The organism is Candidatus Methylopumilus planktonicus (assembly GCF_000981505.1).
Lineage (GTDB): Bacteria > Pseudomonadota > Gammaproteobacteria > Burkholderiales > Methylophilaceae > Methylopumilus > Methylopumilus planktonicus.
Genome location: NZ_LN827929.1, coordinates 694135 through 709444 on the forward strand (window position 1 = coordinate 694135; position 15310 = coordinate 709444).

Genomic DNA, 15310 nt, shown 5'->3' on the forward strand with positions numbered 1-15310 from the left:
TTAGGGTAAGTCGTCTTCCGCTATTTATTTCAACCTAATCTACTTCAAATCTGTTCTTAATAGCTTTATCATAAACTCCCAGAGATGATTTATACATAATGTCTAGCGTAAAAGGCCTGTGTATATTTTTCTTTTGTTTTGTATTGGTAGTTTTCATAGTCTTTAACATTGCTTTTGATAAGAGTTCTGGACTCTTAGGTTTTGTTAATAGAGCTCTTTTGTAGTTCCTGAGAGTTTCTGGAATACCTCCGACAGGACAGCTAATAATAGACAGGCCAACAGACATTGCTTGCAACAATGCTTGAGGAACGCCTTCATTTGCATAGCTTGGCAACACAAAACAATCCATAGCTTGCAAGTAGGGTACGATATTTTGAATATCACCAATAAATTTTATGTTATCAGGGTAATAAGAAGTTTTAGCCAGTTTTTTACAATTTTCCATTTGTGGACCATCGCCTATTATGATTAACGTACACAATGGATTTTTTAATAGATTAAAAGCTTCTATTAAATCGCTGTGTCCCTTCCATGATCTTAATGTTGCCGCAATACCAAAGATGAAATGTTTCTGCGGAAGTTTTAGTAATTTTCTTTGTTTTAATTTATTTCCAGGCACAAATATATCAGTATCAATACCTGTAGGGACAGAGGTAGTAGGGGCGTGAACAAACTTATCGCGAGTTAAATCATCTTTGATAGATTCGCTCGTTGTCATGATCGATTCGCAACCTTTGTTATAAAGCCATTTGGAAGATAGATTTCTATGCACATGAGTACTTATATGTCTCGTTCTTACAATTGCGGGTTTTATATTTAAGGTTAATCGAGCTAAAGCTGAAAGCCAATGATCAGTACTTGAATGACAAGAAATAACGTCTGGCCTCTCTTCCTTGATAAGCTTCCTTAAAGAGAACAAATCAGCAAGTCTCTTTTTTTGAAGATTAATACCATCACACTTTACACCGTAAAGGGGTGCTCGTTTTGCAATCATGCTATTTTTATCTGCGGCGATAATGACTTCATGCCCGTATTTAGAATATATCTTTGCTTCCGTAAGCACTCGAATTTCTTGACCACCCCAGCCTAAGGAAGATTCTGTATGTAAAACTTTTATTTTTTTATTTTTTAATAATTCATTGTATAAATGAAACCATTCTTTGTTTTTACTTTTTATTTCAAACGTCTTAGCAGCTTTTAAAGCATTTTTTGAAAATAATTTTCTTTTCTCCCATGCTTTAATTAAAGCATCAGCAATACTGTGTTTATTCTTTTTGCAAATGACACCAGCAAGATTTTTTTCAATGTGAGGAGCTAAGCCAACATCTTTTGTTAATACAATAGGTAGTCCGCAACATAGCGCCTCAAGCGCTGCATTCGGAAAGCTGTCATAGAGAGAGGGCAGGCAAAATATATCTGCTGCATCTAAATATTTTTGGATATTATTTTGGGGTCCAGTCACAAGAATATTATGGCCGCGAGCTAGATCTCTTAATTGATTTATTTTCTTATCTTGACCTACAATGATGGCTTGAAATTTTGGTAGTAATTTAGTGGCTGCAACAATTTCAAAAGCACCCTTTCTTTCAAAACCTGAGCCAACAAAAAGTACTACAGGTAATTTGGGGTTAAGCGATAATTGTTTTTTAGATGCTTCTTTCTTTGAAGCCGTTGCGGGGTGAAATGACCTTGTATCAATACCATTTTCAATCACTTTAATCCGTGATTCCGGTACTTTGTAGTAATTACATAATTCTTTTTTAACAAGATCGCTATTTGCGACATAAAAAAGATTTTTGTCTTCAGACATCTCTTTTTCGATACGAATAATTTTTTGATGGTAGGGGTCTATGGAAAGCCACGCTTTTTTATACCAAGGGCTAATTTCTTTTAATCTATCGATCCAAGCTGCATGAATGCCATCTCCTAATCTATATATATCCACCCCTGTAAGTCTCTCGTGAGACTGAATGAGGTCGAAATTATTCAGAGCAATAATTTTTCTAACTGATTTTTGGAATCTTATAAATTTAGTGAATCTAAATAAGCCATGGGACTTGGCTTCTATCCACTGAATATTTTTTGATTGATGAGCATTTCGCTTCCAAAGCTCAGAAATGATAAAAAAATTAATGCCAAGCTGACTTAAACCAGACGATGCTCTCAGGATAAAATTTTCTGCGCCACCAAAGGCTGTAAACTTTCGTCTAATAATTGCTATTTTCATATGACAATATCGTATGTAGAAATTGGATTATACGTGATTGAGATCTCACGCTATGACAGCTTTTAATTTTTCAACTAAATCATTTATCTTATTTTGATTCATTTTCAAGTTATTTTTGTATGCGACTAAGAATGTATCTTCAGCTCGCGATCCCAGTGTGTTTATTTTTGCTTGATTGATAGATATATCCTCTTTTGATAATTGGTCAGATATTAGGCTCAAAAGTCCACTCCTATCATCTGTAATAATATCCAACTGGTAAATAGGAGACTGTTCAACTTGAGAAATCGAAATTTTTGTATCAAAAGTGTGGTGTGTTGCTTGTCGGCTTCTTTCCGAAAGTTTTGTTGGTTTAGTTTCTTTGCTATTTTCTAATCGACTTATTAATTCTTTTTCTATAAATTTAAATAAGCCTTCGTAACTTACATTTTTTGGATTCGCATCAAGCAAATCGAAAAGATTGAGGGCATAATTATGCTGAGTTGTGAATATCTTCGCTGCTACTATGTTATATCCGATTTCGTCAAAAAAATTGCAGGTCTTGTTAAAAATATGCATTGTATTTTTTTGATAAATAAGAACCTCAATACCTTCGCCATTTGAGCGATGTCTAACGCGTATGATAGGTTTTTTTGGTGTTGGATGAGTAAACAATAGCCTTGTTTGCCATGCAATTTCTTCTTCTGTATATTTGTAAAAATAGTTCCCACCAAAACTCTCCCAAAGCCCTTTGTAGTGATGATCATTGATATTATATGTATTGAGTATTAAAGCTGCTTTTTCCTTCCGTTTTACAATTGAATCTTCATGGGATAAGTTGTCATGTTCTAAATGATTGAGTGTATATTTAAAAAGATTTTTAAGAAGGGTGGCTTTCCACTGGTTCCAAACATACGGGCTTGTAGCTCTTATATCGGCAACTGTTAATAGATAAAGTGAAGTTAAATTTTCTTTATTGACAACTTTTCTTGCAAATTCTTCAATAACTCTCGGATCTGACAAATCTAATTTTTGCGCTGTGTGAGACATCATCAGATGTGATTTGACTAACCATTCGATGAGCGCCTCATCATGTATTGGCAAATGATTAAGTTTTGAAAATTCACTAACATCTTTAGCCCCAAGGTCGGAATGGTCCCCACCTCTTCCTTTTGCAATATCATGAAATAGCGCAGCAAGGTAAAGAATATGTTTATGCGGGTAATTTTTAAATAAATCATAGCAATCGGGAAACTCATGTTTCAACTCATCTTTTGCGAACCTTCTTAAATTTTGAATGACATTGAGGATATGTTCATCAACAGTATAAATATGGAATAAATCATGCTGCATTTGACTGACTATTTTTCCAAATGCAGGAATATATGCGCCAATTAGATTACATTTATTCATGATTCGAAGCGATCGGTTGACCTTATCATTTGACTTTAGGATGGATAAAAACTTTTCTTGCTGACTCTTATCTTTTCGAAATACTTGGTTTATTTTATTTGCTGCATCGCTGAGGAGGCAGAGAAGGTTCGGACCTAATGATTTCAGGAGTTTATATTTTTGAAAGATAATGAATACATCAAAAATATATGGCGTTATATCTTTATTTTGAAATGTGGGATTTATTTCAAGATAATCATCTTTTATAATTAATAATTTACTATCAGTAATTTTAGTTGTGTTCTTAGTATCTTTTGGATTAAGTTTTTTTAAGAGCACTTCGTTAATGAAAGTTGTAAAATTAATTGCCTCATAAACATCCTTCATAAATAATTCACTTCTCTTCTTATGAGTAGTTTTTTTGTATTTTAATAGTAATGCCAACTCATTTTGATAGTCAAAAAGCAGCCTATCTTCACTTTGTTTTGCAGTGACATGAAGAAGGATTCTCAAATTCTTAAAAAAGATATCGGTTTTAATAAGTTTCTGATAATTTTTCTTATCAAGATATTTTTTTTGATTCAACTTTTCTGGTGTAAATCTTTTAGTACAGCTTTTGCCTATCCATTGAATCATCTGAAGATCCCTTAGGCCTCCAGGACTTTCTTTTATATTTGGTTCTAATTGGTATGCAGACTGATTATATTTTTGATGGCGACGGTCCTGTTCTTTTAACTTGCCTTGATAAAAATGTTCAGGAATAAGTGTGTCATTTATAATCTTTTGTAAGTTTTTATAAAGAACTTTATCGCCATTAAGATACCTGCTCTCCAAGAGGTTTGTTTGTACTGTGATGTCCCTTTTAACTTCAATTTTTGTTTCGTTAATACTTCTGACGCTGTGACCGATTCGTAAGCCAAGATCCCATATCAAACTAATAAACTGTTCAATTTTTTGACTTAGGTGTTTGTTGCGACTCTTTGGGATTAATATTAGTAAATCAACATCCGAATATGGGAAAAGTTCTTGGCGACCATAACCTCCGCAAGCTACGAGAGATGCGGTATTGCCGAATTGAAGATCTTTCCAAATTTTACTTAAAGTTTTATCAATAAGCTGTGAGTGATTTTGGAGGTAGGAAAGACCATCTCTTTTTTTTAAGAATATTTTAATGAGATTTAACTCATTTAAAGCCAATTCTTTTTTAAAGCTGAGTATTTCTTTTTGAATCAAGATTTAATTAGCAAATGCTGGAGGAGCAGGTGTTTTTTCAGAAACTGTAAGGACCTCATAGCCAGTTTCAGTAACTAATATTGTATGTTCCCATTGTGCAGATAGGCTTCGATCTTTGGTGACAATGGTCCAACCATCGGGCATTTGTTTAATATCTCTTTTTCCTGCATTAATCATAGGCTCAATAGTAAAAATCAAACCTGCTTCGAGAGTTAGTCCTGTGCCTGGCTTGCCATAATGAAGAACTTGAGGCTCCTCATGAAAGCGCTTACCAATGCCATGACCACAAAATTCTCGCACCACACTAAATCCATTTTTTTCAGCAAAATCTTGAATGACAAATCCTATATCACCTAATTTTGCACCTGGTTTAACTTGCTGAATACCTAACCACATCGCTTCATAAGTCATTTTACATAAACGCTTGGCTTGGATTGAAGTATCTCCCAAGAGAAACATACGACTTGTATCGCCATGGAAGCCGTCTTTAATAACCGTAATATCTATATTTACAATATCACCATCCTTAAGTGCCTTTGGGCCCGGGACACCATGACAAATTTGATGATTAATAGAAGTGCAAATAGATTTTGGATACGGGGTGTGTCCATCTGGTGCGTAATTTAATGGGGCAGGGATCGTTTTTTGTACATTGACCATAAAGTCATGACAAAGCCTGTCAATTTCTTCAGTGGTAATACCAGGGTTAACAAAAGGCGTAATATAATCAAGTACTTGTGATGCTAACGCACCAGCAATACGCATTTTTTCGATTTCTTGGGAATTTTTGATGTGTATTGTCATGATTACTGCGTTTAGATTACATTTGAACTTGTTTATCGTGCTATTATAACGCGCTTCTTCAAGGTTTTTGAGGAAATAATTTTGCATTACCTAACGTTAGGGTGTCTATGAAAATAGATGTAATTAGGTGATGTTTTTTTAACCCATAACAACGGAGTCAATTATGTCAGTTACTATGCGTCAAATGTTAGAAGCGGGGGTCCATTTTGGCCATCAAACTCGTTACTGGAATCCAAGAATGGCACCATACATTTTTGGTGATAGAAATAAAATTCATATTGTTAACCTAGAAAAAACATTGCCAATGTTTCAAGAGGCTTTGAAATACATCAGAACTCTTGCCGCAAACAAAGGACGTATTCTTTTTGTAGGCACCAAAAGACAGGCTCGAGAAATTCTTAAAGAAGAAGCTTCTCGTGCAGGTGTTTCTTACGTGAATCATCGCTGGTTAGGCGGTATGCTCACAAATTTCAAAACAGTCAGACAGTCTATTAAGCGTCTTAATGATTACGAAGCAATGCTTGAAGACGGAAGCTTGCTTAAGTTTAATAAAAAAGAAGCATTAGGTTATAAGCGTGACTATGAAAAATTACAACGCTCGATCGGCGGCATTAAGGATATGACCGCACTTCCTGATGCGATCTTTATTATCGACGTAGGCCATGAAAGCGGTGCTGTGGTTGAAGCGAATAAGCTGGGTATACCTATTATTGGTGTTGTAGACACTAATAATTCACCTGATGATGTTTCATATGTCATTCCAGGTAACGACGACTCATCTAGAGCGATTAGACTTTATGCAAGAGGCATGGCTGATGCGGTTTTAGAAGGTAAAAGTCAGGCATTAAACGAGCTTGCTAAGTCAGTATCAGAAGAAGAAGAATTTGTAGAAGTGACTGAGGCAGTTGCTGAGTAATTGTTAGACAATCTTTTAAAAGGGGCTTCATGCCCCTTTTTTAATAATTAAGTTTATTCATACAGAATTTAAGGAGTAATTAAATTGGCAGAAATAACCGCAAGTATGGTCAAAGATCTTCGTGATCGAACAGACGCACCTATGATGGATTGTAAAAAAGCACTGACGGAAGCTAATGGTGACAGTGCGCGTGCTGAAGAGATTTTAAGAGTCCGCTTTGGAAATAAAGCTAGCAAAGCTGCTGGAAGATTGGCTGCTGAAGGTATTGTAGTTGCTTTTGTAGCAAAGGATGGCAAAACAGGAACACTTCTTGAAGTAAATTCAGAGACAGATTTTTGTGCAAAAAATGAAGACTTTTTAAAATATACGCATGATCTTATAAATGCTATTAATGAAAAAAATCCAGCCAACATTGAAGCTTTAACAAGCTTAACTATATCTTTAGGCAATGCTGAAGAGGTCAGAGCTCAACTTGTAGGTAAAGTTGGTGAAAATATCACGCCACGTCGATTTGTTCGTTATCAAACGACTGGTCAAATTACAAGTTATGTGCATAGCGGAAGAATTGGTGTACTTCTGGATCTTCAAGGTGGTAACGATGTCTTAGGAAAAGACTTAGCGATGCATATTGCGGCAAACAAACCTAAAGCCCTTAATGCATCAGGTATTGATCCCCAATTGATAGAGGTTGAAAAACGTGTCGCTATTGAAAAGGCAAAAGAAGCTGGCAAACCCGAAGCTATGTTGGAAAAAATCGCAGAAGGTACCGTTCAAAAATTCCTTAAAGAAGTTACTTTATTAAACCAACCTTTCGTAAAAGACGATAAGGTAACTATTGAGCAATTATTAAAGACTAATAATGCGACCATCAACGCATTTAGTATTTATTCTGTAGGTGAGGGTATAGAAAAAGCAGTTGTAGATTATGCCGCAGAGGTTGCAGCAGCAGCTAAGGTTTAATTCAATAGCAATTAATAAAGGATTGTATGTTTTATACAATCCTTTTTTTATGTCCTCTAGTTTAAAAATACGTTAAACTTTAAGAAAATTATGACACGATCAGCCTACAAAAGAGTTCTCTTAAAAATCTCAGGTGAAGCCCTTATGGGTGATGATCCATTTGGTATCAATCAGCATACCATCTCAAATATTGTGCAAGAAATTCAAGAGGCGCTCGATTTAAAAGTTCAAATAGGCATTGTGATCGGTGGTGGAAATATATTCAGAGGTGTTGCGCTAGGAGCTGCCGGCATGGATAGGGCGACTGCTGATTATATGGGTATGATGGCAACAGTCATGAATGCCTTGGCTCTTCAAGATGCCATGAAGCATGCAGGGATTGTAGCTCGCGTTCAGTCAGCGCTCAATATAGAGCAAGTTGTTGAGCCTTATATCCGAGGTAAGGCAATGCGTTATTTAGAAGAAGGTAAAGTCGTTATATTTGCTGCTGGTACTGGCAACCCATTTTTTACAACTGATACTGCAGCAGCCCTTCGTGGTGTTGAGATGAATGCAGATATTATGATAAAAGCCACCAAAGTAGATGGCATTTATTCGGAAGACCCGAAAAAAAATCCAAATGCAAAGCGCTATGAGGTTATAAGTTTTGATGAGGCCATTCAAAAAGATTTGAAAGTGATGGATGCTACTGCACTTACTTTATGTCGAGACCAACAGTTGCCTATCGCAGTATTCAATATATTCAAATCTGGAGCACTTAAAAATATTTTATTAGGGCAAAATGAAGGCACGCTTGTGATGCCCAATGTTCATTGATTAAAGAGGACTGTAATGACTGAAGCAATCAAAATAAATGTAAGTGAAAAAATGCAAAAATCACTGGACTCTTACAAATCTGATCTAGCAAAAATTAGAACAGGTAGAGCGCATACAGGACTCCTAGACCACATTTTTATTGAATATTATGGATCTATGGTGCCCATTAATCAGGTAGCTGGTGTTAATTTAGGTGATGCAAAAACAATCAATGTGCAGCCTTATGAAAAAAATATGGTTGCCAAAGTTGAAAAAGCAATCCGTGACAGTGATCTTGGTTTAAATCCAGCGACATCTGGCGATCTTATTCGCGTCCCAATGCCCTCACTTACTGAGGAACGAAGAAAGGACCTAATAAAAGTCGTGCGGACAGAGGCTGAATCAGCAAAAGTGGCGATGCGAAATATCAGGCGTGATGCAAATGATTCACTAAAAAAATCTCTCAAAGAAAAAGAGATGAGCGAAGATGATGAGCGCAGGTCACAAGATGAGGTTCAAAAGATTACGGATAAATTTATTGCTGAAATCGATAAGCTTCTCCAGTTAAAAGAATCTGAATTACTAGCGATTTAGTGTTTAATTTTTTTCGTTCAGTAAAAACGCAAGACGCATTATCAGTAAAACCTAAACACATTGCTATTATTATGGATGGGAACGGCAGGTGGGCAAAGAAACGTCTCATGCCGCGTATGTCTGGGCATAGAAAAGGCCTGGAGTCAGTCAAAACTGTCATCACTCAATGTCAAAAGTTAAACATTCCCTTTCTTACATTATTTGCTTTTAGCACTGAAAACTGGCTAAGGCCTTCTCAAGAAGTTAAATTTTTAATGTCTTTATTTCAAGATTCAATTAAAAAAGAATCATCAGCTTTGATTAAAAATAATATTCGTTTTAAACTAATTGGGGACCGCAAACCATTTCCAAAGAAGCTCAATGATAAAATAAATAGTCTTGAGAAATTTACTGAAGAAAATACTGGACTTACATTGAGTATTGCAATTAATTATGGCGGAAGATGGGATATTGTTAATGCAGTGAATGAATATAGAAAGCAAAATCATTTCAAAAAAACATTCACTCAAAAAAATCTTATTCAAAACCTTTCTTTAAATTTTGCACCAGATCCAGATCTTTTAATAAGAACAGGTGGAGAAAAACGGATTAGTAATTTCTTGATCTGGCAATTTTCATATACCGAACTTTATTTTACAGAAAAATTGTGGCCGGATTTTAATGAAAAAGCCTTTATGGCAGCGCTCTTTGAGTTCCAAAAAAGAGAACGTCGATATGGCAAGACTAGTGAGCAATTATAAATGTTAATGCCTAGAATTTTTTCTGCGTTCATTATGCTGATAATTTTTTTATCTTCCTTATTTCTATTTTCTGGAAAAATTTTCCCTTTTATTATCTATCTATCTTCACTTTTAGCCCTTTATGAATGGTCAAAGCTTTTAAAATTTAACACCCAACAAAAAAATATTTTTTTAATTACTTCAGTCATATTAATTTACTTTACAGGCAGGTATTCAGGAGATGTTAATGGCCGATTAATACTTTTGTTGTCTTCTATTTTTTGGGTTTGTGTAGCTCCCTTATTTTTAATTTTCAATCCTAAGTTAAAAAACTTCCTCCTAGGGTCACTTATTGGGTGGCTTATCGTCATACCACTTATTATTTCATTTGATTATTTAATCAGCCTAGGACCGTGGATTGTTCTTCTTGTGTTAACTTCGATTTGGCTTGCAGATTCCGGGGCTTATTTCTTTGGTAAGCAGTTTGGAAAAAGAAAGCTTGCTCCATCGATCAGTCCAGGTAAAACCTGGGAAGGCTTTATAGGGTCTATCTTTGTTGTCACTTTATTTTCTATTGCTATGGTTTATTTTAAATTTGTAGACTCTTATTCATCCATCTTATTTTTTAATTTAGTTTTGGTATTAAGTGTTGAAGGTGATCTATTTGAGTCATATATTAAAAGAATGGCTAAGGTTAAAGATAGCGGCGATTTAATCCCTGGTCACGGTGGCGTGCTTGATCGCATCGATAGCCTTTGTTCTAGCCTCCCTTTTGCAACCCTAATGCTTATTTCACCTTCTTTTTTTGGAAGAATAATTTAAGTGGAAAAGATTGTTATCTTAGGCTCGACCGGAAGCATTGGTTGTAATGCACTGGAAGTCATAAAAATTCACAAAGAAAAATATAAAGTTTTTGCACTGACAGCCAATAAGAATGTTGATTTATTAACACAACAGTGTGTAGATTTTGAGCCTGAATTTGTGATTGCCTTAAATCAAGACGCTAATCAACAACTAAAGAAAAACCTTCTCGCATTAAATATAAAAACTATCGTTTTAGACGATGAAAAATCTTTGGATTGGCTTGCTTCTCACAAAGATACAGCCACTGTAATTTCAGCTATCGTTGGAGCGGCAGGCCTTATGCCCACCATGGCTGCTGCAAATAGTGGCAAAAAGATTTTATTAGCAAATAAAGAAACGCTTGTGATGGCGGGTGAGTTATTTGTTAAAGCCGTAAAAAAATCAAATGCAATTTTGATTCCTATTGATAGTGAGCATAATGCGATTCTGCAAGTGCTTCCACAAAGTAAAAAAATGAATTACAAGTCAAATGGCATTAGAAAAATCCTCTTGACTGCATCGGGGGGCCCATTTAGGACTTTCTCTAAAGAAGAGCTCAAGCATGTAACACCAAAGGAAGCTTTAAAACATCCTAATTGGCTAATGGGTAAAAAGATCACAATTGATTCTGCAACCATGATGAACAAAGGCTTGGAAATTATTGAAGCATGCTGGTTATTTGATATTCCAGCATGTGATATTGAAGTGGTTATACACCCTCAAAGTATTATTCATTCTCTTGTTGAGTATATTGATGGAAGCACCTTAGCTCAGATGGGAAATCCCGATATGAGAACCCCTATTGCTTATGCCCTAAGTCATCCAGAAAGAATTGAATCTGGAGTTTCAGGCCTTGATCTTATAAAAACGAAAAGACTTGATTTTGAAGCGCCTGACTTAGATAAGTTTCCATGTCTCGGATTGGCATATAAAGCTTTGCTTATGGGCCAAAGTGCTCCAACTATTCTTAATGCTGCAAATGAAGTCGCTGTCGATGCTTTTTTAGTTGAATCGATTACATTCAATCAGATTGCTGAACTTATTGAGTATTGCATGAGTGCCATGAAACCCCAACCCTTAGACTCTATTGAAATAGTTTTAGAAGTTGATAGCAAGACCCGCCAACTTGCGCTTTCATGGATTAATAGTCACAACTTAACTTCATGACAATCTTTTTAGTCTTTATTCTCACGATTAGTATTGTTGTTGGTATCCACGAGTTTGGTCATTACCAAATGGCTCGATGGTGCAATGTGAAAGTTTTAAAATTCTCAATTGGATTTGGCAGGCCTCTTTTCACCTTCTTTTTTGGAAAAGATCAAACCGCATTTGTTGTATCCTCAATACCCTTAGGAGGGTACGTAAAGCTTTTGGATGAAAGTCATGTTGATGAAAAAGAAAATTTTAAAAAAAGCGATCTTAAAAGGGCATTTAATCGACAACCTCTATTCAAGCGCTTTCTCATTGTCGCAGCAGGACCGCTCATTAACATTATTCTGGGTATCTGCATATTTTGCTTTATTTTCATGCATGGGTCGTCTCAAATTAAACCATTGATTACCGATGTGGCAATAACGAGCCAAGCGCACAAAAAAGGCCTAAGAGCTGGGGACGAAATTGTGTCAATTGATAACGAGAAAATAAAGTCTTTAGGTGACTTGGAAATTTATTTGAGATCCCATAAACAAGAATTTAAAAAATTAAATATTCAACGAGAAGGGCAGCTATTAAGGCTTAAAAACTTCTCATGGGATGAGGATATTAAAACTTTTCCATATGGCGTTCCCATTTTAATTCAGTCGGTAGAGTCTGGAAGCATTGCTGAAAAAATAGGGCTCAAATCTCGCGATCAAATCCTTATGATTGATCAAATTCCAGTCAATAATATCCAAGATTTGGTCGGTAATATCCAAAGTCATTGGCTAAAGTCTTATGATTTATCTATAAAAAGAGAAAATAATATCAAATCTATTCATATAGATAAAGATATTTTTGAAGGTAAAGTCGAGAAAAAGAGAATTGGCGTTGCATTGGGGTATGACGAAGTCGTTATTAAGGCAAATTTAGTTCAGGTAAAGCGAACATTTATTGAGTCTATGAAAAAATCACTGATCCAAATACAAAGCTTTTTTTATTTAACATTAACTACATTCAAGAATTTATTTACCCATAAAGCAGATTTAAAGGATTTGGGTGGGCCCTTAGCCATTGCACATATGGCGTCTTCTTCATTTTTAGAGGGTATTTTTCCTTATATTCAATTTATTGGATTAATTAGTTTAAATATTGGGATATTGAATCTACTGCCTATCCCATTACTGGATGGGGGCCATTTAGTTTATTATCTTATTGAATTTGTAAGAAACAAACCATTATCAAACAAAAATATGATGATAAGTCAAAGGGTTGGAATGTTAATTTTGGGTTTACTTACTGGAATTGCATTGTATAATGACGCCTATCGATACCTATTAGGAAGCTAATGACTTTCAGATCTAAAGTAGCTTTATTCATTTCGCTCCTCACTCTCTCTATAGCAGCATTTGCTATAGAACCTTTCGTCATCAAAGATATTAAAATTGAAGGTCTTCAAAGGACCGAACCAGGCACAGTTTTTAATTATCTGCCTGTTCAAGTAGGTGATACGATGAATGAGGATAAAGCGTCTGAGGCTATTAAGTCCCTTTATCGCACAGGTTTTTTTAAAGATGTCCGTGTAGAGTCTGACCAAAATATTCTTCTTATCACTGTGCAAGAGCGACCTTCGATTGCTGATATTCAATTTGCTGGAAATAAAATGTTTCAAACCGATAAATTGAAAGAAAGTTTAAAAAGTGTCGGGCTAGCCGAAGGTCAAATTTTCGACAAAACAAAGCTCGAATTTATGGAGCAAGAAATAAAAAAACAATATCTATCTCTTGGAAAATACACAGCATCAGTTAAAACAACGACATCGCCTCTCGAGAGAAATCGGGTAACCATAAGATTTGATATTGAAGAAGGTATCATTTCTAGAATTAAAGAAATTAATATTGTTGGAAATCAGGTCTATCAAAAATTAGATCTTACATCTCAATTCCAACTTCAAACAACTAATTGGCTCTCATGGTGGTATAAGGATGACCAATATTCAAAACAAAAATTAACTGCTGATCTTGAAACTCTCAAATCATTTTATATGAATCGCGGGTATCTAGAGTTTAGTATCGATTCTACACAGGTATCGATTACCCCGGATAAAGAGGATGTATTTATTACCATGAATATCACAGAGGGGCCTAAGTACAAAGTTTCTGATGTGAAGCTTGCAGGTGACCTTCAGCAAGTTCCTGAAAGTGAATTACAAAATCTAATCAAAATTAAAAAAGATGAAATTTTTAATCGACAAAAAATTTCTGATTCAACAAAAGCGATGAACAGTCGTTTAGGAAATGATGGCTTTGCATTTTCAAATGTTAATGCAATTCCAGAAATTAATAAGGAAGAACATACAGCCGCCTTTACATTTTTTGTGGATCCTGGAAGAAAAGTTTACGTAAGACGTATTGATATTGAAGGTAATCAGCGCACCCGCGACGAAGTCATTAGACGTGAATTTAGACAAGTTGAATCGGGTTGGTATGCGGCAGATAAAATCGAGCGCTCGAAGGAGCGACTTAAAAGAACACAGTTTTTTAGTGATACTAATATTGAAACTCCTGCAGTGCCTGGAACTACCGATCAAGTCGACCTTAAGGTCAAAGTGACCGAAAGAAACACAGGAAGCATCATGTTTGGTGCAGGGCTTAGTAGCCAGGAAGGCGTGATTGGAAGCTTTAATGTCACCCAAGCTAATTTTCTTGGAACAGGCGACAGGGTTTCAGCGCAGATTAATACAGGGCGTATAAATCGAACTTATGCCTTGAGTATGACCCAGCCATTTTTTACTCCTGAAGGAGTTGCTCTAAGTTATGACCTTTATAGACGAGATTCGAATGCGTCTAAGATTACGTTTGCAACATATGATACGTCATCTATGGGCGCAGGATTTAGGTTTAGTGTGCCTTTTACAGAAAAAAATGCCTTTTCATACGGTCTAACTTATGACAATACGGAAGTTGAGAATTTGACAAGCAATCTATCACCCATAAGATACATTAATTATTGTAATAAAGTGACGGGCGTTTCAAATGCCTCAGGCTGTTCCATGAATTCACTTATTGCGTCACTTGGATGGGTGGAGGACAGTCGTGACGATATTTTATTTCCTAAAAAAGGTGGTTTAAGGAGAGTAAATGCTGAAGTTGCAACGCCAGGCCTTGACGTTCAAATGTACAAGTTAACTTTCCAAGAAAGCTTATATAAGCAAATTACAAATGACGTTACCCTTATGGTGAATGGTCAAGTAGGTTATGCAAATAGCTACGGGGGTAAAGAGTTCCCGTTCTATAAAAACTTTTATTTAGGGGGAGTAAATTCTCTTAGAGGCTATCGATTATCGTCTGTTGGACCCGTATGTCGTGCAGGTGATACAACTTGTGGAACTGCTTCTCAAACAAGAGATATGTTCTTAGGCGGAACAAAACAATTATTAGGAAATATAGAATTATTTATGCCCGTCCCATTTTTAAAAAATAATAATCAATTTCGCTTGAGTGCCTTTATTGATGCTGGTAATGTATATGAAGAATCGGAATCTATCAAGTTATCCTCATTGCGCTATTCTGCAGGCCTTGGGGTAATGTGGATCTCGCCTTTTGGTCCTTTAAAGATTGTAGTGGCTCAACCATTTAATGAAAAATCGACCGATAGAACAGAGGTTTTTCAGTTCCAAATGGGTCAGCAGTTTTAAATTGTTAAATTAAAAAA

12 protein-coding genes are annotated in these 15310 nt (G+C 35.6%); 9 read left to right on the forward strand and 3 right to left on the reverse strand.

The genetic code is table 11. The features are described 5' to 3' along the window. Positions 1-34 precede the first annotated feature (34 nt). Genes BN1208_RS07135 through map form a run of 3 tightly spaced genes read right to left on the reverse strand, consistent with a single transcriptional unit; the run spans position 35 to position 5635 of the window. Positions 35-2227, reverse strand: coding sequence for a glycosyltransferase family 4 protein (locus BN1208_RS07135; protein WP_052734630.1), 2193 nt, complete (start codon positions 2225-2227; stop codon positions 35-37). A 45-nt stretch (positions 2228-2272) separates the two neighbouring features. Continuing rightward, positions 2273-4831 (reverse strand): [protein-PII] uridylyltransferase, encoded by a 2559-nt coding sequence (gene glnD / locus BN1208_RS03790; protein ID WP_052734631.1) that lies wholly within the window; start codon positions 4829-4831, stop codon positions 2273-2275. Between the two features lie 3 nt (positions 4832-4834). Next, a complete protein-coding gene (map, locus tag BN1208_RS03795) occupies positions 4835-5635 on the reverse strand; it encodes a type I methionyl aminopeptidase (RefSeq protein WP_046488036.1) in 801 nt (266 codons plus the stop codon). 163 nt (positions 5636-5798) lie between these two features. Here map and rpsB point away from each other — a divergent pair, with 163 nt between their 5' ends. The 9 genes from rpsB to bamA all read left to right on the forward strand — a co-directional run bounded on the left by rpsB (position 5799) and on the right by bamA (position 15293). Then, complete coding sequence (rpsB, locus tag BN1208_RS03800) at positions 5799-6551, forward strand: 30S ribosomal protein S2 (RefSeq protein ID WP_046488038.1); 753 nt, start codon at positions 5799-5801, stop codon at positions 6549-6551. A gap of 84 nt (positions 6552-6635) precedes the next feature. Beyond that, positions 6636-7511, forward strand: a complete 876-nt coding sequence (gene tsf / locus BN1208_RS03805) for a translation elongation factor Ts (RefSeq protein ID WP_046488040.1) — start codon at positions 6636-6638, stop codon at positions 7509-7511. A 90-nt stretch (positions 7512-7601) separates the two neighbouring features. Next, on the forward strand, positions 7602-8327 hold the full coding sequence (gene pyrH / locus BN1208_RS03810) for a UMP kinase (RefSeq protein WP_046488041.1): 726 nt from the start codon (positions 7602-7604) through the stop codon (positions 8325-8327). A gap of 15 nt (positions 8328-8342) precedes the next feature. Continuing rightward, positions 8343-8900, forward strand: a complete 558-nt coding sequence (gene frr, locus BN1208_RS03815) for a ribosome recycling factor (RefSeq protein ID WP_046488042.1) — start codon at positions 8343-8345, stop codon at positions 8898-8900. Beyond that, on the forward strand, positions 8900-9640 hold the full coding sequence (locus BN1208_RS03820) for an isoprenyl transferase (protein WP_046488044.1): 741 nt from the start codon (positions 8900-8902) through the stop codon (positions 9638-9640). The genes frr and BN1208_RS03820 overlap by 1 nt, the downstream gene beginning before the upstream one ends. A 6-nt stretch (positions 9641-9646) precedes the next feature. Next, positions 9647-10441 carry a phosphatidate cytidylyltransferase gene (locus tag BN1208_RS03825; RefSeq protein WP_269446951.1) on the forward strand — a complete coding sequence of 265 codons (795 nt, stop codon included), beginning with the start codon at positions 9647-9649 and terminating at the stop codon, positions 10439-10441. Beyond that, entirely contained in the window at positions 10442-11629 is a 1188-nt protein-coding gene (gene ispC / locus BN1208_RS03830) for a 1-deoxy-D-xylulose-5-phosphate reductoisomerase (RefSeq protein ID WP_046488047.1), read from the forward strand. Continuing rightward, the gene (gene rseP, locus BN1208_RS03835) at positions 11626-12945 is read left to right on the forward strand and encodes an RIP metalloprotease RseP (protein ID WP_046488049.1); all 1320 of its coding nucleotides are present in this window, start codon (positions 11626-11628) and stop codon (positions 12943-12945) included. The genes ispC and rseP overlap by 4 nt, the downstream gene beginning before the upstream one ends. After that, the gene (gene bamA / locus BN1208_RS03840) at positions 12945-15293 is read left to right on the forward strand and encodes an outer membrane protein assembly factor BamA (RefSeq protein ID WP_046488051.1); all 2349 of its coding nucleotides are present in this window, start codon (positions 12945-12947) and stop codon (positions 15291-15293) included. Before rseP ends, bamA begins: the two co-directional genes overlap by 1 nt. The last annotated feature ends 17 nt before the right edge of the window (positions 15294-15310 follow it).

Coding starts and splice junctions, on each gene's coding strand:
- BN1208_RS07135 (WP_052734630.1), bottom strand. CDS start 2,227: ATGAAAATAGCAATTATTAGACGAAAGTTTACAGCCTTTGGTGGCGCA.
- map (WP_046488036.1), bottom strand. CDS start 5,635: ATGACAATACACATCAAAAATTCCCAAGAAATCGAAAAAATGCGTATT.
- rpsB (WP_046488038.1), top strand. CDS start 5,799: ATGTCAGTTACTATGCGTCAAATGTTAGAAGCGGGGGTCCATTTTGGC.
- pyrH (WP_046488041.1), top strand. CDS start 7,602: ATGACACGATCAGCCTACAAAAGAGTTCTCTTAAAAATCTCAGGTGAA.
- frr (WP_046488042.1), top strand. CDS start 8,343: ATGACTGAAGCAATCAAAATAAATGTAAGTGAAAAAATGCAAAAATCA.
- BN1208_RS03825 (WP_269446951.1), top strand. CDS start 9,647: ATGCCTAGAATTTTTTCTGCGTTCATTATGCTGATAATTTTTTTATCT.
- rseP (WP_046488049.1), top strand. CDS start 11,626: ATGACAATCTTTTTAGTCTTTATTCTCACGATTAGTATTGTTGTTGGT.
- bamA (WP_046488051.1), top strand. CDS start 12,945: ATGACTTTCAGATCTAAAGTAGCTTTATTCATTTCGCTCCTCACTCTC.